This is a genomic window from Pedobacter sp. PF22-3 (genome assembly GCF_026239555.1).
Taxonomy (GTDB): Bacteria; Bacteroidota; Bacteroidia; order Sphingobacteriales; family Sphingobacteriaceae; genus Pedobacter.
The window spans coordinates 176524-201012 of sequence record NZ_JAPIVP010000002.1 but is presented as its reverse complement, the minus strand read 5'-3'; the positions used below and the strand labels follow the sequence as shown (position 1 = coordinate 201012).

Sequence of the window (24489 nt, the reverse complement as noted above, 5' to 3'; positions counted from 1 at the left end):
ATTATTCGTTATCAAATCGTTTCATAAAATCTATCATGCTTAGTTTATAACCATTTAAAAGGCTGTGTAATTCCTTACTCACAATAAACATGTTGAAAGCGTAATCTACCTTCTTGCCGATAGGAAACTCGGTGGTTTCTGCCAATCTTATATACATCATGAATTCATCGCCATCATCGATCCTGTCTGTATTTATTTTCATGTGCTCATTGGAGAAATGGATCAGACCGCTCGTATTTTCATACAATATTCTAAACCCCGGATATAGCTCATTCAATTTTGTAGACAAATATTGATCTGTCATTTCGTTACCTTCAGCATCCTTAATGTTTCGGATATGTTCCTCGTTTTGGATTCGATTATAAAAGTCTAACCTATCTTGCACCAGCGATAACGCAAATAATCTCATGCAATTATCTGCCTGCAGCCTGATCAGATTGATGGCAGTTATCCAATTGTTCGCTTCGGCGAGAGTCTTGAAACCTTTGTTTAACTCAATAGCTCTATGTACAATGGAGAAGGTAAAATGACTTGGTTTGGAAAGCAATTTACGGTTAGTCTCATTTGTGAAAATATCAATCGCTGTTTGATTCAGCTTCTTATTCATAGCATCTAAAGACTCGAATATTTTAACTAGATCTTTTTCTGAAACATAACTGTTCAAAGGTTGGTTTTCCATGTTGATGCTGATTTATTTCTAAATTTTGTATTTGCCAGATAACTGGCAGTGATAACTAATGACAAAGAAACATAGTTACTGCGCAGCATACTTGCGTAGATCAATAAAATTAAAAAAATAGTAAGAAAAGAGACGTTTTCTAAGGCGCATGGAATAGAAGTCAAACTACCCGACTAGAGAAGAGCTGAACAAAACCGGGATTGATCATTGTTTAGAAACTTCACCACTAGAGATAATGTGTTATTGGAGTTTTTCATCTTGCTTCATGAAACAAATAACAAGCAGAAGGCGACCAAAGCCACATCGTAAAAAACCACTTTCTGGGCCTAAAAAGGAAGAAAAATCTGTAAACAGCGATAAAATTTTCGTAAATTTTAATAGCAGGTATTGTATTTGAAAACTTATTAAACAAGTATAGAAAATGAACGCTATTGGATATATCAGGATCAGTAAAAAAGACCAGTCCACCCATTCACTGGATTACCAGGAGAAAAGTATTCGGGACTATTGCGACCGCAACGAGCTGGTTCTCGGTTCACTGTTTATCGACGACGGGGAGAGTAGTTACACTTTTGATAGACCCGATTACAGGGCATTGGAAGATTTTATTAAAAAACACAGGGGCAAAGTAAAATATTTAATTGTATTTGACCATAATCGTTTCAGCCGTAACCTGCCAGAGGCATTAAAAAAGATCGAATTTTTAGAGAAAAAGCACGATCTGAAAGTGATTGCCACCAGTGAACCATTGGATATTGCCACCAGTGACCATTCGGTATTTTTGCTCAGGGCCTTTAAATACCTGATCGCTAATCAGGAATTAATGACCATCAGGAAACGTGCTAAAGTAAGCGCAAGACACGCCCAGGAATCGGGCAGGTATATCAACAAAGCGCCTTTTGCCTACATTAATGCAAAAGATAGCACAGGAAAGATGGTTATTCAGGTAAATGAGCCGGACAGATTTATTGTCGAAAAGATTTACCGTGACTATTTAAACGACCTACCGCACTACGTCATATATCAGGAAGTTAGGAAACTAGGTTTCCCTCATTCAGCAAGCAGTGCTGTTTTTCGCATCTTGAACAATCCTTTGTATTGCGGACTGGTAAGAGTATGTGCACATGGAAAACAGGCTGAAAAGCTGGTCAAAGGTATTCACGAAGTCATTATTCCAGAACATCTTTACTACAGGGCGCAGGAAAAGCTAAAACGGAGTAAGCGTAAAATGGTGGCCAAGCCAAAAGAAGAATACCCGCTGAAGGGAGTAATTAAATCGCCGTGCTGTGGTAGGGATTTAACAGCTGGTTGGAGTACCGGAAAAATGAAAAAGTACCTCTATTACCGCTGTCTTGACCATTCTAATGTTAATATATCCGGCATAGAACTGCACGATAAATTTGATGAACTTTTAAGCTATTTAAGCTTCACTAAGGAATTTGTTGATGAAGTAGTGCAAATTGGTGTCAGAAAAGGTCAAAACGAGCCTTAAATCAAGCGATCAGCGACATAAGGAGATTCAAATGCAACTCCATGCGGTCGATGCCAAAATTGAGAGTGTCGAAAACAAGCTGTTTACAGATGTGATTACCGATCATACCTACAAAAGAAGTATGATTAAATTCAACGCAGAAAGGGCAGAATTACAGCAGGAACTGGAAAATCTTAACAATTTTGATGACAATATTCAACAGGATTTATTGGTGTTGCCGTATATGATTAACCTGCATCAGGTTTACAATGATGCGCCATTGGGTCAAAAACATGCTATCGTTAGGGAGGTGTTCAAAGATGGTTTGACTTATTTTAAAGGGGTGTTTAGAACACCTTCAATTAATGCTGGGTTGTGTTGTAATCCGCTGTTATTAAAGCAAATAGGGTTGCTCGATATCGAGCAACCCTATGAGTTTGAGAAATCATTCTCCTTATGCGGAGAGCGAGGGATTCGAACCCCCGGACCTGTTACAGTCAACAGTTTTCAAGACTGCCGCATTCGACCACTCTGCCAGCTCTCCGCTGCAAAAGTAGGAATTTGGAGCTAATCTGCAAACCTTTTCCGATCAAATATTTTAATTAATATTTTAAGTCTTGCTAATCATTTAGTTAGGATGAATAAAAAAATGAAAAAGCATCAATATACGACCAGTTTATGCTGTTAACAGTCAAAATAGGTTGGTGTAATTCAACCTAAATCGCTTCGTTAGGATGGATTTTCTGCCGTTCAACCGATAAATATCCATTGCCTTCAATCGCAAAACAGATTAGTCCGGCCAGTACCGAAATCGAAAACCAAAATTCTGCGTAGGGTTTAAAAATACCTCCCGAAATATTGATAAGGAATACGGCACCGATCAGAATCGGTAAATTAATCAGGCAAAATGTGCGTGTATATGTCCCTAACGCAATAGCCAAACCACCAATAATATGTAAAACGATAATAAAATGTGCCAGCAAACTAATGCTAATTGCTGTACCCAGGAAAGCACCTCGCATTAAATTACTAAAGGCTTGCATATTGATATAAAAATCAATGCCTTTCCACATTAAAACGAGCCCCAATAAGATTCTGAAAAAATCCAGCCATTTTGGGTGGTGGTGATCGCCCCAGTTTTCGATTTTCTTAAGCATGTTCATAACCTCTATATTTAGTTATAACAATTTACATATAATAAAGAATAATAACAAGGTATAGCTAATTATTTGAAATTGAGGAGACTTTTGCCCATTTCAGGGGGCATTTAACAAAGTAATCCTTCTCATGATGCTGATATAATATTGAGTAAAGACCTGTTTCAAGGCAGACTTTTCCGTTTCGCTTTGCTTCAGTCGAAAGGACGGAATTTATGCCTTTCTATTCTCTGCTATTTTACTGTTCACATATTCAGTAGGTGACATGCCAAACTGCTTGGCAAAGTTTCGTCCGAAGTGTGATTGCGAGCTATAACCGACCATTTCTGAGATTTCATAAATTTTTAATAATCCTTCATTTAAAAATTCAGCCGCTTTTTTTAACCTTGCTAAATTAATCAGTTCATTCGGACTCAGATTAGAAATGGATTTGATTTTTCGGTATAGGGTTGGCCGGCTCATGTTCATCTTTTCGGCCAGGTGTTCTACATCAAGATCCTGATTGCTGATGTTTTGGTTAATGGTATCCTGTAATTTTTCCAAAAACAACTCATCTGCTTTAGAATAGGCCATGCTTTTTAGGTGCAGGAGCGGTGAACTGGAGAAATATTCTTTGATCTTATTCCTGTTTTTAAGCAGACTGGAAATCTGAACCTGTAAAAACTCGGGTGAAAAAGGTTTTTCTACATAGGCATCGGCGCCAAGTTCTAAACCTTCAATTTTAGATTGTAATGAATTTTTTGCAGTAAGCAGTATCACCGGGATATGGCTAAACTCCAGGGTTGATTTTACTTTTGCACAAAACTCAAAACCGTCCATTTCGGGCATCATCACGTCACTAATAATGAGCTGAACGGCTTCGCATTTTAATATGGCAAAGGCTTCTATACCATTCCTGGCCTGCAACACATGATATTTTTCTTCCAGATCATCCGAAATGAAATCAAGAATATCTTCATTGTCATCAACCAGCAATACAACAGCTTTTTCTATATCTTCTGGGGTAAACTTGCCTACAATTTCTTCCATTTTCCGTTCAGGTTAAATTCTATAAGTTGGTGCACAGGCAGTTCTAATACAAAGATATTAAAATCACCATCATCGAAACTTAAATAAAGCTCCCCGCGATGCAGCTGTGCAAGCGATTTCGAAATCGATAAACCTATTCCTGTTCCCGCTTTTATCTCTGTTTCCTTCGCCCTAAAAAAAGGCTCAAATATCTTATCCTTGATTTCTTTAGGGATTCTATTTCCATCATTTTTAACCTTCACTACAAACCGATCACCTTCCTGCAATGATAAGTGAATCTGTAGGCTAGCCTTTCCATATTTAATTGCATTGTCTACCAAATTGCTGATTATTTTATAAAAAGCTTCTACATCAATATAGGCATAGAGTTTTTGTTCGGGTAAATGAAGATTGTAATTGATATTTTGCTGTTCTGCAGCTGGCTGGAACTGTATAAATATATCTTTTAAGATTTCAGAAATATCAGCTTTTACAAAGTTTAGCGAAAATTCGCTGGTTTCGGTTTTTCTGAAATCCAATAATTGGTTGGTTAATTTAAGCAAACGATCAGTGTTTCGCCCCATAATCCGTAAATTTTTTTCTATTGCAGGAACGGCATCCGCCTGTTTTATCAGTTTCTCCATCGGTCCTATAATTAAGGTGAGCGGTGTTCTGATTTCGTGGGCAACATTGGTGAAAAATTCGATCTTCGCCTGATACACTTCCTTCTGTTTCTCATGCTCAAAAACTTCCATCCGCCTGCTGTTCTTTAGCGCAATTTTTCGGTGGTACCTTCGTACCAGGAAGAAAATAATTCCGCCAGTCGCGATCAGGTAAAACAGATAAGCCAGGGGGCTGAGATAAAAAGGTGGACGAATTTTGATCAGCAGTTTAACATTTTTGGTGGTCCATATGTTGCTTCCTTCAACCAAAGCTTTCACTTCAAAAATGTAATTGCCCGGGGCAAGTTTGGTAAAATAAACCTTCCGGTTGGTTTTTAAATACTCCCAATCTTTATAAAGTCCAGTCATTTTATAAGCATACTCGGTCATTTCGGGCGATAGGTAGCTTAAGGCCGCAAAGTCGATACTAAATGATGATTGGTTATAGTTAAGTTCGATGGTATCGGCATAAACGATCGATATGTTGGTAACTGAATCCTTTCCGTTTAGACCTATTTCGGAACCGTTGACCTGAAACCCGGTTAAATACACTGGTGGCGTATATTTTGTTGCCTTTAAATTAGCTGGGTTAAAGCTTACCAGGCCTTTTACGCTTCCAAAATAGGTTTGGCCATTTTCATCCTGATAGGCAGAACTGTAGTTGAACTGGTCGGTAAGTAACCCGTTGGCTTTAGAATAAGTTTTACTTATACCCGTAGCCGGATCAAAATGGATAAGCCCTCTGGTACTGCTAATCCAAAATTTATTCAAGGCATCTTCTTCAATGCGGAACAGGTAATTGCTAGGAAAACCATCTTTTATTCCATAGTGCTTAAATTGATGTGTCTTTTGATCAAACCTGCAAAGCCCTCCGCCATCGGTAGTTACCCAAATGTGCTGTTTACTATCTTCAAAAATGCTATTTACGGAGTTATGGCTTAAACTCTTTGCATCCTTTGGGATATTCCGGTAGTTTACATAACCTGGTTTGGATAAGTTAAATTGGAATACGCCATCGTTAAAGCTGCCTGCCCAGATATTGCCCTTGCTATCTTCCATCAACGAATCGTAAAAAATAAAAGGGAGGCCTGCAATAGGGTCGAAATCATCTCTTTTGCGATTATAAAGATAAATCCCATTAATGGTTCCAACTAAAATTTCACCCGACCGCGTTTTACAAAAAGTAACAATAAAATTGGTGCGTAACGCATTTCCAACACCTGCCTGGTAATGTTTAATTACCTTTTCTGTTTTCAGGTTTAAAACATCCAGGCCATGTTCAAAAGTGCCAATCCAGAGTTTATCGCCATCAACCAGTAAGCCGTGAATATTGGAATAGGCAATGCTCCCGGGTTTTCCATCTGGTAAAAAGTGTTTAAATGCGCCTGTTTTTACGTCGAGTTTGTTCAGGCCGGCATCTTCCGTACCGATCCATAAATTACCAGCCCGGTCTTTCGTAATTTCCCGTACATCGCTTCCGCTGATTGAATTTGAACCATTTTGTGGAAAGTATTTGGTAAACAATGAAGTGTGGGTTGAGTAATAATTTACCCCACCAAAGTAGGTGCCGGCCCAAACTCCACCCTCACGGTCTACACAAATGGTGTAAACCGCATTATCGCTTAAAGAATAATCGTTGTTGTATTGCTTTTTGAGGTGGATAATAGCGCCACTTTCGTCATTATAAATGTAAATGCCCGATTCTGTGGCAATCCAAAACTCGTGTGGCCCTGTTTTTTTGATATCCCGAACAAATATTGGCGTTTGGTCATCATTTAACCTCAGTATATTTTTTGAGGTTAAGGTAACAGGGTTGAAAAGTTTAACGCCTTGATTTGTCGTGCCGACCAATAAATTTCCATCTTCAGTTTCTGCAATTCTGGATACCCAGCCATATTCGGTTTTGGCATTTTTTCCATTAATATTAAACTGCTGAAAATTATTCGTTTTGGGATTATACTTTTCTAACGTTCCCTTTCCGGTACTGATCCATACGCTACCATCTTTTAAAATCGTTACCAGGGAGGCATCGAATGGTGCGTTATGGACAAATGCCTGTATTTTCTTGCTACGCTTCTGATATAAGTATATTTTGAATGCAGAGAGGATCCATAAATTCCCTTGCAAATCGCTGGCCAGGTCTGTAATCCGCATCCCTTTAGTCTCTTTAATAATGGCGAAACTTTCTTTTGTTGGATTGTATTGATACACGCCGTTGTTTGTACCAACCCAAAGTGTTTGTTCGTGATCATGGTGAAGTGCAGAAATCAGATCATTGCCCAAACTGCCAGCTTTTTCAGTATCGTAGCGGTAGGTTTTAAAAGTATAACCGTCAAACCGGTTTAAGCCATCTTTTGTGCCAAACCACATAAAACCGTTTCCATCCTGTACACTGCAAAAGGCCGTATTATTAGAAAGTCCGTTCTCTACCTGGTAATGCCTGAAATAGTAAGGCTGCGCCCAAAGCAGGTTGGCCGAAAATAACAGATATAAAAGGATGATGAGTTTTTTCAAGATATCTTGGTCAGTAGCTCAAATATATTAAAGAAATGTTTGGCTTTCAGTCTAATTTAAATTTGAGCAGATATGTAGAAAAATTGAGATAGATTCTATTTTATGTGGGAAAGCCTTAAAGATAGTGAGAAACTTAATTTTTATAGACCTGAAAACTGCCAATTGCCAATTGCCAATTAATTTTGGCGTTACCTAAGCTGCGCAAAGGTCGGGCTTTTCAGGGCTTCGCTTTGCTCCGGTACCGATGAAAGATCGGTACTGAACCCTTACAATCCCTAACGCAAAACCCAGAGTAGAGTAAAACCTCGCTGGTTTGTTAAACCTGCGAGGTGTTCACACAGTTTTTCTCCTAAAATATATATCTTTTTTAAGGATAGTTTAGGCATTTTGCTAACTGACTTTAATAAAGCAGAGGTTTTAGCGAAGGACGACGTCAATCCCAAGTGGCAGAAGGATCAAAAAAACAGGTGCACAATGGCCCAAATAGCATTGCCAAACCTGAAACGCAGTGGTTTTGTGTTCATTAGCGTTGAATTCAAAATTTAATATAAATCGAACACAAAACGAAGTGCCACTGTTTTTTTGATCAGCATGGGCGGTGAGAAGCCACATTGCTGGATTGACAAAGCGCTTTGGGTACTTTGGCGCTCCAAAATGCGCAGCATTCTTGAACACCAATAAAAAACAGCATAAACTGTGAAAAACTACCATGCCCTTGCGGCATAGAGCAGTAGAAGAATATTATGAATTGTATCAACTGGTAGGATTTTCATCGGTGAAAGGACTTGAAGAGATAGCAGAGCTTCCCTAACCGAAATGTGCCAGTCCCATCATTTCCAAAAAACTGTTGCTATAAAGATCCTGAGCTGAACTCAGGATGACGCATTGAGCGGCATTTTCCGTGTTTCTGAGCCTCCGTGGCTAAACAGACTCCTTAAACACAAATCGAGACAAAATGGAGAAATATTGATACAAATACGTATCCCGCGCTAATGCTAAAAACTGAATCTTTGGAAAGAATTAAATCGAACTAAAACCATTTACTTCTAGTATTTAACCAAATTCCTAACCAAATATGAAAAGAAGTTTACTCTACTATGGCGGCTTTGTACGCATGGATTGGTATTTGCTTCAAAAGATGTTTTTGAAAAGCAAAATCCGCTCCGTTATTTTTACCTCAATTACCTTACTCTTATTTTCATTTCAGCTTATAGCACAGGAACAAAGTACGGTTACTGGTACCGTGACCGACGAAAAAGGCGAAACAGTTGTGGGTGCCAGCATTAAAATTAAGGGCACCAGCACAGGTGCAACTACTGATGCTGACGGAAAATTTAAAATCCAGGTGGCCGATAAAAATGCGACCCTGATTTTTATTTACGTAGGTTATGCCAATCAGGAAATTTCACTGGCAGGGCGTTCGCAGGTTAATGTTAAACTTAAGCCATCCAACAACGATCTTAGCGAAGTGGTGGTAGTTGGGTATAACACACAGAAAAAGGAAGCCATAACAGGGGCTATCTCTTCCATCAGCAGTAAAGACCTGGAAAAAGTACATGGCGGTTCAACCGTGAGTACGGGCCTTGCTGGTAAACTGCCGGGCGTATCATTCAGGATGCCTGATGGCAGACCGGGATCGAGTGCCAACATCCAGATCCGTAACATGGGCAATCCGTTGTATGTTATAGACGGGATTCAGCAGGATGCCGGTCAGTTTAATAACATTTCTCCCAATGATATCGAAACCATTAGCGTGCTAAAAGATGCTTCGGCTGCTATTTATGGTAGCAGGGCGGCTAACGGGGTAATTTTGGTGACGACTAAAAGAGGTAAAAACAGTACGCGCAATACCTTTAGTGTTGATGCTTATACCGGATGGCAAAACTGGGTACGTTTCCCGGAAACAACTGATGCTTACCAATGGATGTTAGGAAAGGCTACCGCAGAATTAAACCAGAACGGCAAAACTGATATTACCCAAGCCGAACTTGAAAAATGGAAAGCGGGAACAGAATATGGTTATCAGAGCCAGAACTGGAAAGATATCATCATTGCGCCGAATGCACCACAATCTTCTATTAATTTAAGTGCTTCTGGTGGCAGCGATAAGGTAAATTATTACTTTTCAGGCACACACTTAGATCAGAAAGGGGTATATGGAAAGGATAGAGAGTTTGATTTTAAAAGAACCAATATCCAGAGTAATATCGAGGCTAAAATAACTGACCGTTTTAAAGTAGGGATGTTGATCAACGGCCGTATAGAAAGCCGCGATCAGCCAGGGGTACCGGGCGGTGACGATTATTTTGCCGCACGTTTTGCGCTTTTGAGAAACAGGCCGACTGAACAGGCTTATGCCAATGGAAATCCCAATTACCCAAATGATATCGGGCACAATACCGAACAGTTTGCCGTACAGAGTAAAGCCTTAACCGGTTACTGGAAATCAGACTGGAGGGTTTTACAGACCAATTTATCAGCAAGTTATGATACGCCAATTAAAGGGTTGGAAATTAAAGGTTTGTACTCTTATTATATCGCCGATAATGTGATTAATGGCCATGAGTATACCTACAATGTGTATACCTACCACCCTGAAACTGGCATATACGAGGAAAAAGTAGGAAGCTCTAATCCTTACAGAGAACGCAGGAATGAGAAAATATACACCAATACCTATCAGGTACAGGCCAACTACAATCGTACTTTTGGCAAACACACTATAGGTGGTGTTTTGGTAGCAGAACGTTTGGATCGTTTTAGAACCTATACTTTCCAGCATGCCGTACCACAAACCAATATTTTGCCTGTTCTGCAGTTCGCTGATATGGACGGTCAGGATTTTGCAGACATTCAGGAAGAAGAGGCCCGTATTGGTTACGTAGCCAGGCTAAACTATAATTATGACAACAAATATTACCTGGAACTTTCTGGTCGTAGAGATGCCTCATGGAAATTCGCACCTGATAGACGTGTAGGTTATTTCCCTTCCGCATCCATCGGTTGGAGAATTACCCAGGAGAAATTTATGAAATCGCTTTTAGGTGAAAGTACAATCTTAAATGATCTGAAACTTCGGGCTTCGTATGGCGTACTTGGGGATGATGATCTGGGTATCGATCCTTTTGCTTACATTCCGGGATACCGCTACAATCAGGGTACTGTGATCTTGGATGGAAAAAATATTACTACTTCAAGAGATAAGGGCCCCGTTATCAATAATCTTACCTGGTTTAAGAGCAAAATTACCGATATAGGTCTGGATTTTTCATTATTCAATACTAAACTTAGCGGAACTGCCGATTATTTCTACAGAAAACGTACCGGTTTAAAACAGGTTAAAAATGATGTATTGGTACCAATTGAACTGGGGTATCCACTGGCCGCAGAAAACCTGGAAAGCGACGCGCAGTTCGGAGCCGAATTCGCGTTAAATTACAGGGATAAGATCGGAGAATTCAACTATAACGTTGGTGGAAATATCTCCATCAGCCGCAGGAAATTTTTAGATCAGTACAAGCCACGTTATGGCAACTCATGGGACAATTACAGAAATAGCTATAATCAGCGTTATACCGATATTTTTTGGGGATATGAAGTAACCGGACAGTTCCAGAACATTGATGAAATCAATAATTATAAAGTAAACATCGATGGACAGGGAAACCGCTCTTTATTGCCGGGAGATTTAATTTATAAGGATCAAAACGGCGACGGTGTGATTAACGATCTTGATCAAAGACCAATTGGGTATACCACAACAGGTCAGCCAAATATCGGCTTTGGTTTTACCATTGGTGGTTCTTACAAAAACTTCGATTTTACAGCAGATTTTTCAGGCGGTGCAATGTACTCGTGGAATCAAAACTGGGAACAGCGCTGGGCATTCCAGAATACGGGAGCTTTATTGCAGAACTTTGCAGATGACAGCTGGCACCGCACTAATCCATACGACCTGAATAGCGCATGGATCCCTGGTAAATATCCTGCATTGCGCTTTAATGATGGCGGGCATAGTAATTATAACAAAAACTCTACTTTCTGGCTGCACAATGTAAGGTATCTGCGTGCCCGTACGCTCGAAGTAGGTTATACCCTGCCAAAAAGATGGGCCGAAAAAATTAAGATCCAGAATGCCAGGGTTTATGTAAATGGATACAACCTGTTTTCTATCGATAACCTGAGCGATTATGGTGTAGATCCGGAAATTGCAGATGATAATGGATTGCAATACCCACAGAACAAGTTTTTTAACATCGGAATTAAATTAACGCTGTAACATGAAAAAGACTAATCAGATGAAAAAAATTATATATGCATTTGCTGCCATCGCCTTTTTGAGTTTTGCGCAGTCGTGTAAAAAAGATTCAGCATTTTTAGATAAACAACCTACCAGTACCCTGCCCATTGATGCAGTATGGAAAGATCCTAATCTGGTGTTAACTGTTGTTGGCGATCTTTACGATCGTTATCCGGATTACCAGACCATTGAAGCCTGGTATACTTTTACTGATTTTGACGAAGGTTTTGCCTCGGCCAGCGGCGACTATTTCCGTCACCAGAATTTAGAATATGGTTATGATGCCTGGAGATATTGGGATATGGGTGCTTATGGTTATATCCGCGACTTGAATATGTTTATTAAACGTGGTCAGGAATCTACCGCTTTAAAAGCAGAAGACCGCGACCGTTTCCTGGCCGAAGCACGTTTTATCAGAGCGGGGGTTTATTTCGAAATGGTAAAAAGAATGGGTGGTGTACCGTTGATTACGACCGTTTTAGATTACGATTATAGCGGCGACCCAAGCTACCTTCAGTTCCCTAGGGCAAAAGAAACCGAAATTTATGATTTTGTGATTGCTGAATTAGAAGCGGTTAAAAACATACTGCCCGATAATCCGACTGTACAGAGTAGGGCTACAAAAGCTGCGGCACTAGCCATGGAATCAAGAGCAGCATTGTATGCCGGTTCAATTGCCAAATACAGCAATTCGCAATTAACTTTGCCAGGTGGAGAGGTTGGCATATCATCAAGCCTGGCCAATGCTTATTTTACCAAATCTTTAGCAGCCGCAAAAGAGATTATTGACGGTGGTAAATATTCACTATACAAAAAGAACCCGAATTTATCTGAAAATTTTGCGGCGCTTTTTACTGATAAAGGCAGTAATCCGGAAGTGATTTTTGCAAAAGATTTTAAGTTGAAAACAAATAAGGCTCATGGTTTTACCATTGATAATCAACCACGGTCTTCTGCTGAAGAAGCACAGGGCGGACGTTTAAATCCATCATTAAACCTGGTTCAGTCATTCGAAAAACTGGATAATACCTACGCATCTATGGCTTCGGTTGATGGAAGTGGTAACCCGGTCTATTATACCAATATCACCGATATTTTTGCAGGCAGGGATGCACGTTTGGCTGGAACAGTAATTCTTCCGGGAACACAGTTTAAGGGCAAAACCGTTGATATCTGGGCGGGTTATCAATTGGCTAATGGTACCATTATTACCGGAGATAATTTCGGGCAGAGCAAAAGTGAAGTACTGCCAGATAATCCGGCATCCGTACAGGTAGTTGGAAGAGATGGCCCGGTAGATGGACTCGAATTCAGTGCACAATCAGGCTTTTATGTCCGCAAATATTTAGATCCGGCAACAGGTTCAGGACAAATTGGTACCCGTAGTGATGTTTGGTGGATCCGCTACCGTTACGCCGAGGTATTGTTAAATGCAGCCGAAGCAGCTTTCGAACTGGGCGATGCGGCTACAGCAGCCAACTACATCAAACAGGTTAGAGACCGTGCAGGATTAACGGTTGCACTAACCCCGGCACAAATTACTTTCGACCGTATTGTGCACGAGCGTAAAGTAGAATTCGCTTTTGAAGGACATGAACTTTGGGATATGAAACGCTGGAGACTGGCCGATAAAGTTTGGAATGGCAGTAACATGTCGGCAGCCGATTTTATTAATGCAAACAACATTGGTAGTGCAACACGTACCAGCACACAAGTATTTGGTTTGTGGCCTTACAAATATTATAATCCGGGCAATGCCAACCATTTAAAATATATTTTTAAAGTAATCAAACCAAGCCGTGTAACCGCTGCACACCGTTTCCGCATCGGAAATTACTACTCTTCAATTGGGCAGGATGTGCTTAACGGAAACCCTAAAATTGTAAGAAACCCTAACCAATAAGCAGATATAGATATGAAAATTAGATTTTATTTCATGATAGGGGCACTTATTGCCGTACTTTTTGCTTCCTGTAAAAAAGATAATTATGATGCACCCGAAGCCGACTTTAGCGGACGGATCGTGTACAAGGGAGAACCCATTAGCGTTCAATATGGTCAGGTGAATTTCGAACTCTGGCAGTCGGGTTTTGGTAACTATTCAGCACTAAATGTGAATGTGAGCCAGGATGGAACCTATTCTGCCAAATTATTCAATGGAGATTATAAACTGGTTTTTTCACCAAACCAGGGACCTTTTTTATGGAAAAAGAATGCTGCTGGTAAACAAGATACCATTGCGGTAAATATCAACGGCAGTAAAACCATGGATATTGAGGTAATGCCTTATTACATGATTCGCGGCGCCACAATTGCCGCTGCAGCGGGCAAAGTAAATGCTTTCTGCAAACTTGAGAAAATCATTACCAATGCAGACGGCAAGGATGTTGAAAATGTATCGCTTTACATTAACAAAACACAGTTTGTAGATGGCAGCAATAACGTTGCTACCCAGCAGATCAATGGAGCGGCCATTGCCGACCTCAATAACCTGAACATGAGTGTAACGATCCCGAGCATTACACCTACTCAAAATTATGTTTTTGCGAGGATAGGCGTTAAAATTGCCGGTGTTGACGATTTGATTTTTACACCGGTAACTAAAATAGTTTTTTAAAGGCTGGATGATGATTTAGAATTGACAGACTCCAATAGAGTAATCGTCATTGCGAGGAGGAACGACGAGGCAATCTTTCATGCTAGCGATTCCGCAACAAAGATTGCTTCGTCGGCTGAAAAAGCCTTCTCGCAATGACGAGAACCTGGGAACGATATCATATTTTTTAATTTAATTTTTATCAGCAACCTATCTTTAGTTAAACATTGCCAATGAAATATATTTACGCCCTTTTTTTCTGTTTTTCACTATGTTTCATAAGTGAAAAAATAGTTGCAAAACAGCTAAATGATACCCTTTACCTTGCCGATCCTACGGTTTTCGTAGATAAAGGCACTTATTATTTATATGGTACCAGTAGTGATCAAGGGTTTTTGGTTTATGTTTCAAAAGATCTTAAAAACTGGAAGAGAAAGTCAGAAAATAATGGTTTTGCTTTAAAAAAGGGCGATGCTTTTGGAAGCAAAGGTTTTTGGGCCCCGCAGGTATTTAAAAGGAGAAATACTTATTACATGGCGTATACCGCTGATGAACAGATTGCCATTGCACAGAGTAAAAGTCCATTGGGTCCATTTAAACAGGAAGCATTAAAGGCCATTTCAGGCACTGGAAAACAGATCGATCCTTTTGTTTTTACCGATACCAATGGGAAAAATTATCTATATCATGTGAAGCTTGATCATGGCAACCGGATTTTTGTAACAGAACTAAAGGCTGATTTTTCGGATGTCATCCCAAACACTTCAAAGCTATGTTTATCCGGTATCGATAATTGGGAAAATACGGCTAAAACCGATTGGCCGGTAACCGAAGGTCCGACTGTAATTAAAAAAAATAAACACTATTACCTTTTTTATTCAGCTAACGATTTCAGAAATACTGACTACGCGGTGGGTTATGCCACTTCAAGCTCACCAACAGGACCATGGAAAAAATATGCAGGCAACCCGATCATCAGTAAAAAATTATTAAAAATAAACGGTACTGGTCATGGTGATTTTTTTACCGATAAAAACGGGAATTTGGAGTATGTATTCCATACCCATCATAACAATCAAAAAGTGTCGCCAAGAGCTACAGCCATTATAAAAGCGGCTTTTGTGAAAGATAAAGACGGTATTGATGAGATGCAGATAAATCCGGAAAGTTTCCGCTTTTTAATGCAGGGCGCAAATTGATTGTTTTTGTAGAAATACTGAAACAAAAGAAGGCGGGTTTCAGAAAAGAAATCACTTTTTTTAAAGCTGGAAAAAGTGCAGCAGCCTGGAAAGAAAATTTCGGTTCTAAAACTTTAATAATGAATAAATTGAAAATAAAATTATTGTTTGTATTATGCTTTTTCTTGATTGAAGGGTTAAATGCACAAACATTTACTAACCCCTTGTTGCCGTCGGGCGCTGATCCATATAGTTATTATAAAGATGGTTATTACTATTATACCCATAGCACAGGTAACCGGGTAGACCTTTGGAAAACCAAAACCTTATATGGTTTAAAAGATGCAGAGCGAAAAACCATTTGGAAAGCACCAACCGAAGCGATGTACAGTAAAGAAATCTGGGCACCTGAGGTGATGTTTTTAAGAGGGAAATGGTATGCCTATTTTGCTGCCGATGATGGAAGAAACGAAAACCATCGGATGTACGTATTAGAAAATGCTTCAGCCGATCCAATGAAAGGGGAGTGGATATTTAAAGGCAAGATTGCTGACCCTACCGATAAATGGGCCATTGATGGCGATGTGATTGATTTTAAAGGTCAGTTGTACATGATCTGGTCGGGATGGGAGGGAGATAAAAACGGTAAACAGGAAATTTTCATTGCCAAGCTTAAAAATCCCTGGACAGTAGACGGGCAACGTGTAAAAATATCATCGCCAAAATTTGATTGGGAAAAAAACGGGGATTTAGGCGGAGGAGAACATGTTGACGTAAACGAAGGACCCCAGTTTTTGGTGCATGGCGATAAAATCTTCATCATTTATTCCGCTAGTGGCTGCTGGACAGATTTTTATGCGCTAGGTATGCTTTCAGCTTCAGTAAAAAGCAACCTGCTAGATCCTAAATCCTGGACGAAAGCCGATCAACCTGTTTTTCAACAGTCGCCAAAAAATAGTGTTTATGCACCAGGTCATAATTCATTTTTTAAATCGCCAGATGGCAAAGAAGATTGGATCCTATATCACGCCAATGATAAACCGGGCCAGGGCTGCGGAGGTTTCCGCTCGCCCCGGGCTCAAAAGTTCTCCTGGAATAGCGATGGAACACCAAATTTCGGAACTCCGGTAAAAGTAGGGAAGAGCTTAACATCACCATCAAACCGAAACAAAAAATAATCAGATAAATACCGATATGAATTTAAAAAACTATGCGCTATTTGCTATCCTGAGCCTAAGCATCAGCAACGGCTTTGCGCAAAAAACGAAAAAAAGTACCGAGCCTGCAAAGGTTTGGTCAGTAGAAAAAGCCAATGCCTGGTACAAAGAACATAAATGGTTAACAGGGGCAAACTACATTCCTGCTAATGCCATTAACCAGTTAGAAATGTGGCAGGCAGATACCTTTTCGCCCGATCTAATTGATAAAGAGCTCGGTTGGGCCGAAGGAATCGGGTTTAATACGTTACGTGTATTCTTGTTCAGTAAGGCCTGGAGCCAGGATCCAGCGGGTTTTAAAAAGAGAGTGGATCAATTTTTAACCATTACCCAAAAACATGGTATTAAACCAATGTTTGTTTTTTTTGACGATTGCTGGAATAAAACTTCAGCCATTGGCAAACAACCTGAACCAAAAACAGGTATCCATAATTCGGGCTGGTTACAGGATCCTGGTGATCCGGCATTTAAAGAAGAAGCCAATTTCCCTGAACTCGAAAAATATGTAAAGGACGTGCTTACCCATTTTGCCCACGATAAAAGGATATTGCTTTGGGACTTGTATAATGAACCTGGAAATAGCGGAAAGTTGGAAGCCTCCATACCTTTATTAACCAAAACCATTGGCTGGGCGCGTTCCGTTAATCCCGATCAACCGATTTCAATCGGCTTGTGGAGCTGGGGTTTCGAAAAATTGAATGCCATACAACTGGCCAATTCGGATATTGTAACGTACCATAATTATGAAGCACCAGAATGGCACCAGAGAACCATTGATCTGTTAAAAGCCAGTGGCCGGCCATTGATCTGTACTGAATATATGGCGAGATCGCGAAACAGCCGTTTTGCTAATATTTTGCCAATGTTAAAAGAAGAAAATGTTGGCGCGATAAACTGGGGTTTCGCCGCAGGTAAAACCAATACTAAATACGCCTGGGACACCCCGCTGGCCGATGGATCTGAGCCGATTGAGTGGTTCCACGAAATTTTTCAGCCCGATGGTACACCATATCGCCAGGATGAGGTTAACCTGATCAAAAAACTCAATAATAAATAGTATCAGTAGGGTGATCAGAAGAGGAACTTTATAAAAATTATTGTCAGTCTGAGCGGATTCGAAGAACCTTAGTTGAAAAAAGTCCTTCTACAGACTGCCATAGACAGGTTTCACTAAACGGTTCGTCATTCTCGCGTAGGCGGGAATCTTACAACTTATTGCATTAAGATTCCCAATCGGGTTGGGAATGACGACTCCTCGCAGCCTATCAATTCAAAAAAAGTAATTTATATTAATTTTTACGAAACAAATGAACGCTCAGGAAACTATTCCCTACTTAAACAACAACATTGCCAAACCCAATCTCAACACTCAAATTTAAACCAATGAATAAAAAAGTATCTATTATCTTATCACTGCTGGGGCTCTCACTTTCCCTTTCTGCACAGCAGCAAAACAAATCATGGTCGATGGTAAAAGGGAAAATTTCCTCACCGTGGGCGCAGGAAGTTAACCCGAATAATGTATTGCCTGAGTATCCACGCCCACAGTTAGCACGTACGGGCAACTGGAAAAACCTGAACGGCCTTTGGGATTATGCCATTTCTGAAAAATCGCAACGTCCGGCCATTAACCAGGGTAAAATTTTAGTTCCTTTTGCTGTAGAATCTGCACTTTCAGGTGTGGGCAAAACGGTCGGTAAAGATAGCCTCTTGTGGTATAAAACTGTATTTACGGTGCCTTCGAATATGAAAGGCAAAGAAATTTTGCTTCATTTCGGGGCTGTGGACTGGAGATCGACGGTTAGCATCAACGGCAAAGAAGTGGGGAAACATGAAGGCGGTTTTGATCCTTTTAGTTTTAACATCACTCCATTTTTAAATAAAAGCGGGAACCAGACCTTAACTGTAGAAGTTTGGGATCCTACGGATGAAGGACCTCAACCAAGAGGTAAACAGGTTAAAAAACCTGAAGGTATCTGGTATACGCCGGTAACCGGCATCTGGCAAACAGTATGGATCGAAGCGGTAAACAAATCACATATCGGTCACATTAAGGTAACTCCTGACATCGATCAGCAATCATTGGCTGTTACACCAGTTTTAACAGGAGCTGCTTCAGGAGATCAGGTAAAAGTTTCGGCTTGGGATGGGACTACAAAAGTTGCGGAACAAACCGGTGATGGCAGTGGTGTAATTACCTTAAAAATCGCCAATCCAAAGCTTTGGAGTCCTAAAAGCCCGTTTTTATACGATTTAAAAGTAGAGTTGTTAGCAAAAAACAAAAAGGTAGATGAGGTGAAAAGTTATTTCGCCATGCGTAAAAGCTCAATGGGTAAAGACCAGAATGGCATCCAGCGCATGTTATTGAATAACGAATTTGTTTTTCAGTATGGTCCGCTAGATCAGGGTTGGTGGCCGGATGGTTTGTACACCGCTCCGACCGATGCCGCATTGAAATTCGATGTAGATAAAACAAAAGAAATGGGCTTCAACATGATCAGGAAGCACATTAAGGTAGAACCTGCCCGTTGGTATTACTATTGTGATAAAGCCGGAATGCTGGTTTGGCAGGATATGCCAAGTGGCGATTTAGGTAACGGCTGGGAAAACCGTCCGGGTGTTTTAGACCATGGTTCGGATCAAAAGCGAACTGCAGAATCAGAAGGTTATTACAAAAAAGAATGGAACGCCATTATCGATGCACTTTATAATGTACCTTCTATAGTCGTGTGGACACCTTTCAATGAGGCTTGGGGCCAGTTTAAAACCGTAGAAATTGCCAAATGGACCAAAGAAAAAGATCCATCAAGATTAGTCAATACAGCCAGTGGCGGTAACTTCCACCCGGTAGGCGATATTATCGATCTGCATAACTATCCACATCCTGCCATGCCAAGTCCTGACTATTTTGGAAAAGACTATGCCCTTGTGTTGGGTGAATTTGGTGGACTCGGCCTGCCTATTGATGGCCATGTTTGGCAACAGAAGAATAACTGGGGTTATCAGAGCTTTAAAAACAAAACCGACCTGTTTAACAAATATGCCGAGTTTACCAAGCGTTTGGAGCAACTGATTCCATTAGGACTTTCTGCCGGAGTTTACACTCAGACTACCGATGTGGAAGTAGAAACCAACGGACTGATGACCTACGATAGAAAAGACATCAAATTCTCGGAAGAACAGATGAAATCCTTGCACGATAAATTATATCAAATTAACGTGCCGGTGCAGAAATAAAATGCTGTAAAATCGTCATCTCGACTGTGCTGCTCTTCTCTATCAATGACAGAATTTACTAGTGTGGTCGTCATTCTCGCGCATGCGGGAATCTTAAAGCGCTTGCATTACGATTATTCATAAGTTTCCCTTGTTTCACAAAGGCATTCATGAGCACTCCGTGGTTCCCAATCGAGTTGAGAATGACGATTTTTTTTACAAAGATCTATTAATAATAATGATGAGGAAAAAAATGAAGTTTTCGCGGTATGTATCCTTAGCAGTAATCGCTAAACTGCTCTTGATTATGAATATTTCATTGGCACAAACAGTAATCGAACCGGTAATTGCTGGAGATTTTGCCGATCCATCTATTATCCGGACCAATAACCAGTATTATGCTGTGGGTACATCTTCGGAGTGGGCACCTCATTTCCCGATATACAGCTCAAAAGATCTGCTGAACTGGAAACAGACAGGTTATGTTTTTGAGAAGGCACCAGCATGGACTTCGGGTTCTTTCTGGGCACCGGAGTATGATTATCATGATAAAACTTATTTCATATATTACACTGCAAGAAGGAAAAAGGACAATATCTCTTGCATTGGAGTAGCCACCTCAAAATATCCCGATAGGGGCTTTGTTGATCAGGGTATTATTATTGATTATGGAAAAGAAGCCATTGATGCCTTTATTTACCTCGACGGCAACACGCGTTACATTACCTTTAAAGCTTATGGTTTGGATAAGCGTCCAATTGAGATTTTAGCCTATAAACTAACCAAAAATGGGCTCAAAGTAGAAAGAGAGCCTTTTTCTTTGCTTAAAGACGATCAAAAGATTGGTTTGGAAGGTCAGAGCATCCTGAAAAAAGATGGTTATTATTATCTGTTTTATTCGGCTGGAAACTGTTGTGGTGTACAGTGTGATTATAATGTAAGGGTGGCCAGATCAACATCTTTTGCCGGACCATACGAACTTTATGCTGCCAACCCGCTGTTAATGGAAAATGAATACTGGAAATGTTCAGGTCATGGTACATTCGTAAAAGCAGCAGATGGTAAAGATTATTATCTTTATCATGCTTATAATAAAAAGACCAATGTTTTCTCCGGCAGACAGGGTATGTTGGCCCAATTGAGCTGGTCATCGAAAGGCGGATGGCCTGTTTTAAAGGAGCAATCAGGACCAACCCTTAACCGGGATTTGAAACTGAAGTTCACGAAGCCTCAAATAGATAAAAATTGGCAATGGGATTTTAGAAACTCAACGCCCAAAATTTCGCAACAAAACGGGCAGCTTCATTTATCTGGGAGTATTAATAAAGATAACCTTTCAGGTATTGCATTGACAATAAGGCCTGTATCCGGAATTTTTGAAGCAACTACAACCGTAACCAATACCAATAATGCGCTAAAAGGTTTAGTGTATTATGGGGATTCAGGCTCGGCTGTTGGCATTGGCATATCTGGAAATGAAATAGAATTTTGGAAAGTAGAAAATAAAGCCAGAACAGTGCTTTCAAAACTGAAAGTATCAGTAACACTTCCGCTTGAGCTTAAAATGAAAACCACTGATGATTTAAGCCTAATGGTATTTTTTAAGCAGGGAAACCAGGAATGGCAAAATATGCCGGCTAAAGAAAAAATTGCAGTCAATTTTTTACCACAATGGGATAGAAGCCCACGTATTGGTCTTCATTTTAATGGGAGTGCCGGTCAGGGTGCTCATTTTTCTTCTTTTGCATTAAAGTATTGATTTTTGTGTCGTCAGATTTTACTATCTGACGAATATTTGAGTTTTTGTTTATGGCGCAGTCAGATGTTGCCGTCTGGCTGGTAATTCAATTTTTATAGTAAAACAACCTGGTGTCAGGTGGTAACATCAGATACCAATAAGAAATCCGATGAAAAACTGAACTCACATTTGCATAACAAAAAAACGAAGGTTATTATGCCCTTGCCAGCCTGAATTCATTATAAAACATTATAATATTAAATCCGAGGAAAATGATGGTTTCCGAACTTACTTTCAATCTATTGATATCAACGCCTAAAATCGAAGAAATAAATAGGGTTGAAAATACCAGTATCGCACTTAAAAAGATACTGATAAAGGCCGACTGCAACAACATGGTGATTCTGAAAAGATTTTTTTGAAAAAAATATTCGGGGCTACGAATCATCTGTGCCAGATTGACTATGATGAAAAAGCCAATAAGCAACACATAAACATTCATATATGGCGTGGCATTATCCCAGGCCAATAGTTTAAAATAGCCTTTAGAAATGAAGTAAACAATAATGGCGAGGCAAATAAGGGTTTTGAAAATTATCCAGAATTTTTTACCCGCAAGCAGGAGATACAATTTAGGATATTTTATGCTGTCTACACGGTCAGCAATTGCTAATAACTTAGCAGATGGGGATACGAAAGGATTAAATATACCTAACAGTATCAGCATAATGGTACTTGTAAACTGGAAGATAGCGTCACTAATTAACCGATCCATTTTTTCCTGATTAAGGATTGTGTCATTCGAATAGGTAAATATGGATAACGAGATCAGTATGATAACCATAAGATGAAATAATACACCAACATAATTGCTTAAACCAGGTTTGTTTAATTGCAGCCCATCGGTATTCTGTGGTTTGCTACCTGAAGAGAATTTGGCAGATAGCGCTTTAAGCGAATCAGCAGTGCCCCTTGCCATCAAGGCAATGGCAAGCACAAAAATCCCGATGCCGATAATAAAACAGGCAATACCTGCGGCCTCAAAGCTGTATAGCCCGAGGAGAAAGATAACTGTCCCAATGCCAATCGCTACGTGTTTGTACTTGATTTTGGTAAAGCCATGCATGTTGAGCAAGAGCGTGTAAAATAGTCCGAATGCGGCGCCAATTGCCACTGCCATTAATAGTTTGCCTGTGATGTTTTCGAGCATGATGTAGATAAAAATCAGTGGTAGCAATTATTAATTTTTACGCTGTAATGCCATCGAAAGTATGGGGAAAGGTTTTCCTGCTGCATCTATTTCACTCCGTTCGACGGTTACGAAACCAAGTTTTTCATAAAAACCTACTGCTTGTTCATTTTGCTCATTTACATCTACCATATAGGCATCATGTTCTTTTTTTGCAAAATCAATCAATCTTTTGCCTAGTCCTTTTCCCCTTACATGTGGATGGATAAAAAGCATTTGTATTGTTTTCTTGTTAATGCCTAAAAAACCCATCACCTCTTCTTCAACCTTAACAGCGTACAACCGTACCTGATCAAAATATTCGTTTAAAATCAAAGAGCGGTACTTGATAACGTCTTTTTCAGAAAGAAAATGGTGTGTGGCCCTAACCGAGCTTTCCCAAACCGCAATCAGATTTTCATAATCTTTTCTACCTGCAGCTACAATTATTGATTTTTTCATTAATAAATATTAAATCATTTAGTTTCCAATAATTAAGTTGGAAGGTAATTTTTAAACGTTAAATGTGGTGAATAGTTTGCAGAAGAATAAAGCAGTTTGGTTCAGGCCCAGGGCTCAACTAATGTCGGGGTAGTTAAAGGCGATCAGAAAATATTAAATAATTAAAGCTTTAGGATTTAACCGTTAAGAAATTAATATAGTTAAATTTTATGGTGATATCAGCCCCATTACCCATATTCCATTTTACATTTTCCAGCTCATCACCTTCAGTTCATCACCTACACTGATTACCCCAGTTTGTTGATGCAGCAAATTCTGTCCGAACATGATTTTTTTACCTGCTGTGCGATAGCTGGCCAGTGTTCTTAAAGGTTCTTGCCCTTTCTCCCCGGTTTGCTGATCTATCGTAATGAGTACGCACCGCGCGCATGGTTTTACAGCCGAAAATAAAACCTCTCCGATGTAAAAGTCCTTAAAACTGTCTTCAACATGAGGCTCACCTCCGGTAAAAACAAAGTTTGGGCGGAAACGGTCCATAAGAATTGGATTCGAGAGCCTTTCATTCAGCCCATCAAGCGAAGACTGGCCAATGAGCAGACAAGGGTAACCATCAGCAAAACTCACTACTTCATCATTTAAAGCATATCTGGGATCAACCAGTCTCTTTTCTGTTAAAGGCATTTTTACCAGTTTTACTTTAAACTTTAAAAAATCAGAAAACCAGTCGCTTACCTGTACATTTACTTCAAGTGCGGTAGCCGTATCGTTCCAGATTACAACAGAAATTTGTTCTCCGGTATCCTCATCCAAAGAAAAAGATATACTTTGCTCTGGTGATTTTTTATGAAAAACCTTTAGTTTAACATCCGCAATACTTACCTGTAACAGTGCCAGTTCGAAATGCTTCCGCTGGGTAATAGATATACCTTCCTCATCCACAAGCATCCATCTTCTGTCGTATTGTAAACCTCTTTCTTCGAGTTTTGCCTCCTGTAAACTTATGCCGCCCAATGATTTGATGGGATAAATATTGATCTCAGAAAGGACAAATTTGCTCATGTGA

Annotated in this window: 16 protein-coding genes and 1 tRNA gene; 9 read left to right on the top strand and 8 right to left on the bottom strand. The window is 39.9% G+C overall.

Annotated features, from left to right (window positions below):
- Position 1: 1 nt before the first annotated feature.
- Positions 2–679, bottom strand: a complete 678-nt coding sequence (locus OQX63_RS04000; protein ID WP_265849593.1) for a hypothetical protein — start codon at positions 677–679, stop codon at positions 2–4.
- A gap of 421 nt (positions 680–1100) precedes the next feature.
- On the opposite strand from OQX63_RS04000, the gene OQX63_RS03995 reads away from it, so the two are divergent.
- Entirely contained in the window at positions 1101–2171 is a 1071-nt protein-coding gene (locus tag OQX63_RS03995; RefSeq protein ID WP_265849592.1) for a recombinase family protein, read from the top strand.
- Between the two features lie 438 nt (positions 2172–2609).
- On the opposite strand, the gene OQX63_RS03990 is transcribed toward OQX63_RS03995, so the two are convergent.
- The 4 genes from OQX63_RS03990 to OQX63_RS03975 all read right to left on the bottom strand — a co-directional run bounded on the left by OQX63_RS03990 (position 2610) and on the right by OQX63_RS03975 (position 7491).
- Positions 2610–2694: transfer RNA gene (locus OQX63_RS03990), tRNA-Ser, on the bottom strand.
- Between the two features lie 172 nt (positions 2695–2866).
- Positions 2867–3307: a DoxX family protein gene (locus OQX63_RS03985; RefSeq protein WP_265849591.1), complete on the bottom strand. Its 441-nt coding sequence runs from the start codon at positions 3305–3307 to the stop codon at positions 2867–2869.
- 213 nt (positions 3308–3520) lie between these two features.
- Complete coding sequence (locus OQX63_RS03980) at positions 3521–4336, bottom strand: response regulator (RefSeq protein ID WP_265849590.1); 816 nt, start codon at positions 4334–4336, stop codon at positions 3521–3523.
- On the bottom strand, positions 4321–7491 hold the full coding sequence (locus OQX63_RS03975) for a ligand-binding sensor domain-containing protein (RefSeq protein WP_265849589.1): 3171 nt from the start codon (positions 7489–7491) through the stop codon (positions 4321–4323). Before OQX63_RS03975 ends, OQX63_RS03980 begins: the two co-directional genes overlap by 16 nt.
- 1075 nt (positions 7492–8566) lie before the next feature.
- Here OQX63_RS03975 and OQX63_RS03970 point away from each other — a divergent pair.
- The 8 genes from OQX63_RS03970 to OQX63_RS03935 all read left to right on the top strand — a co-directional run bounded on the left by OQX63_RS03970 (position 8567) and on the right by OQX63_RS03935 (position 21757).
- The gene (locus OQX63_RS03970; RefSeq protein WP_265849588.1) at positions 8567–11770 is read left to right on the top strand and encodes a SusC/RagA family TonB-linked outer membrane protein; all 3204 of its coding nucleotides are present in this window, start codon (positions 8567–8569) and stop codon (positions 11768–11770) included.
- A 19-nt stretch (positions 11771–11789) separates the two neighbouring features.
- Positions 11790–13694, top strand: coding sequence for a RagB/SusD family nutrient uptake outer membrane protein (locus tag OQX63_RS03965; protein ID WP_265849587.1), 1905 nt, complete (start codon positions 11790–11792; stop codon positions 13692–13694).
- A 12-nt stretch (positions 13695–13706) separates the two neighbouring features.
- Entirely contained in the window at positions 13707–14408 is a 702-nt protein-coding gene (locus OQX63_RS03960; RefSeq protein ID WP_265849586.1) for a DUF3823 domain-containing protein, read from the top strand.
- Positions 14409–14620: 212 nt separating this feature from the next.
- Complete coding sequence (locus OQX63_RS03955; protein ID WP_265849585.1) at positions 14621–15586, top strand: glycoside hydrolase family 43 protein; 966 nt, start codon at positions 14621–14623, stop codon at positions 15584–15586.
- A 119-nt stretch (positions 15587–15705) separates the two neighbouring features.
- On the top strand, positions 15706–16743 hold the full coding sequence (locus OQX63_RS03950) for a glycoside hydrolase family 43 protein (RefSeq protein ID WP_265849584.1): 1038 nt from the start codon (positions 15706–15708) through the stop codon (positions 16741–16743).
- A gap of 16 nt (positions 16744–16759) precedes the next feature.
- Complete coding sequence (locus OQX63_RS03945; RefSeq protein ID WP_265849583.1) at positions 16760–17839, top strand: cellulase family glycosylhydrolase; 1080 nt, start codon at positions 16760–16762, stop codon at positions 17837–17839.
- A 326-nt stretch (positions 17840–18165) separates the two neighbouring features.
- Positions 18166–20019: a glycoside hydrolase family 2 protein gene (locus tag OQX63_RS03940; protein ID WP_265849582.1), complete on the top strand. Its 1854-nt coding sequence runs from the start codon at positions 18166–18168 to the stop codon at positions 20017–20019.
- 217 nt (positions 20020–20236) lie between these two features.
- Positions 20237–21757, top strand: a complete 1521-nt coding sequence (locus tag OQX63_RS03935; RefSeq protein WP_265849581.1) for a glycoside hydrolase family 43 protein — start codon at positions 20237–20239, stop codon at positions 21755–21757.
- Positions 21758–21950: 193 nt separating this feature from the next.
- Here the strand turns inward: OQX63_RS03935 and OQX63_RS03930 are convergent, their stop codons facing one another.
- The 3 genes from OQX63_RS03930 to OQX63_RS03920 all read right to left on the bottom strand — a co-directional run bounded on the left by OQX63_RS03930 (position 21951) and on the right by OQX63_RS03920 (position 24485).
- A complete protein-coding gene (locus OQX63_RS03930) occupies positions 21951–22973 on the bottom strand; it encodes a hypothetical protein (protein WP_265849580.1) in 1023 nt (340 codons plus the stop codon).
- Between the two features lie 3 nt (positions 22974–22976).
- Positions 22977–23426, bottom strand: coding sequence for a GNAT family N-acetyltransferase (locus OQX63_RS03925; protein WP_265849579.1), 450 nt, complete (start codon positions 23424–23426; stop codon positions 22977–22979).
- Between the two features lie 243 nt (positions 23427–23669).
- A complete protein-coding gene (locus OQX63_RS03920; RefSeq protein ID WP_265849578.1) occupies positions 23670–24485 on the bottom strand; it encodes an MOSC domain-containing protein in 816 nt (271 codons plus the stop codon).
- Positions 24486–24489 lie beyond the last annotated feature (4 nt).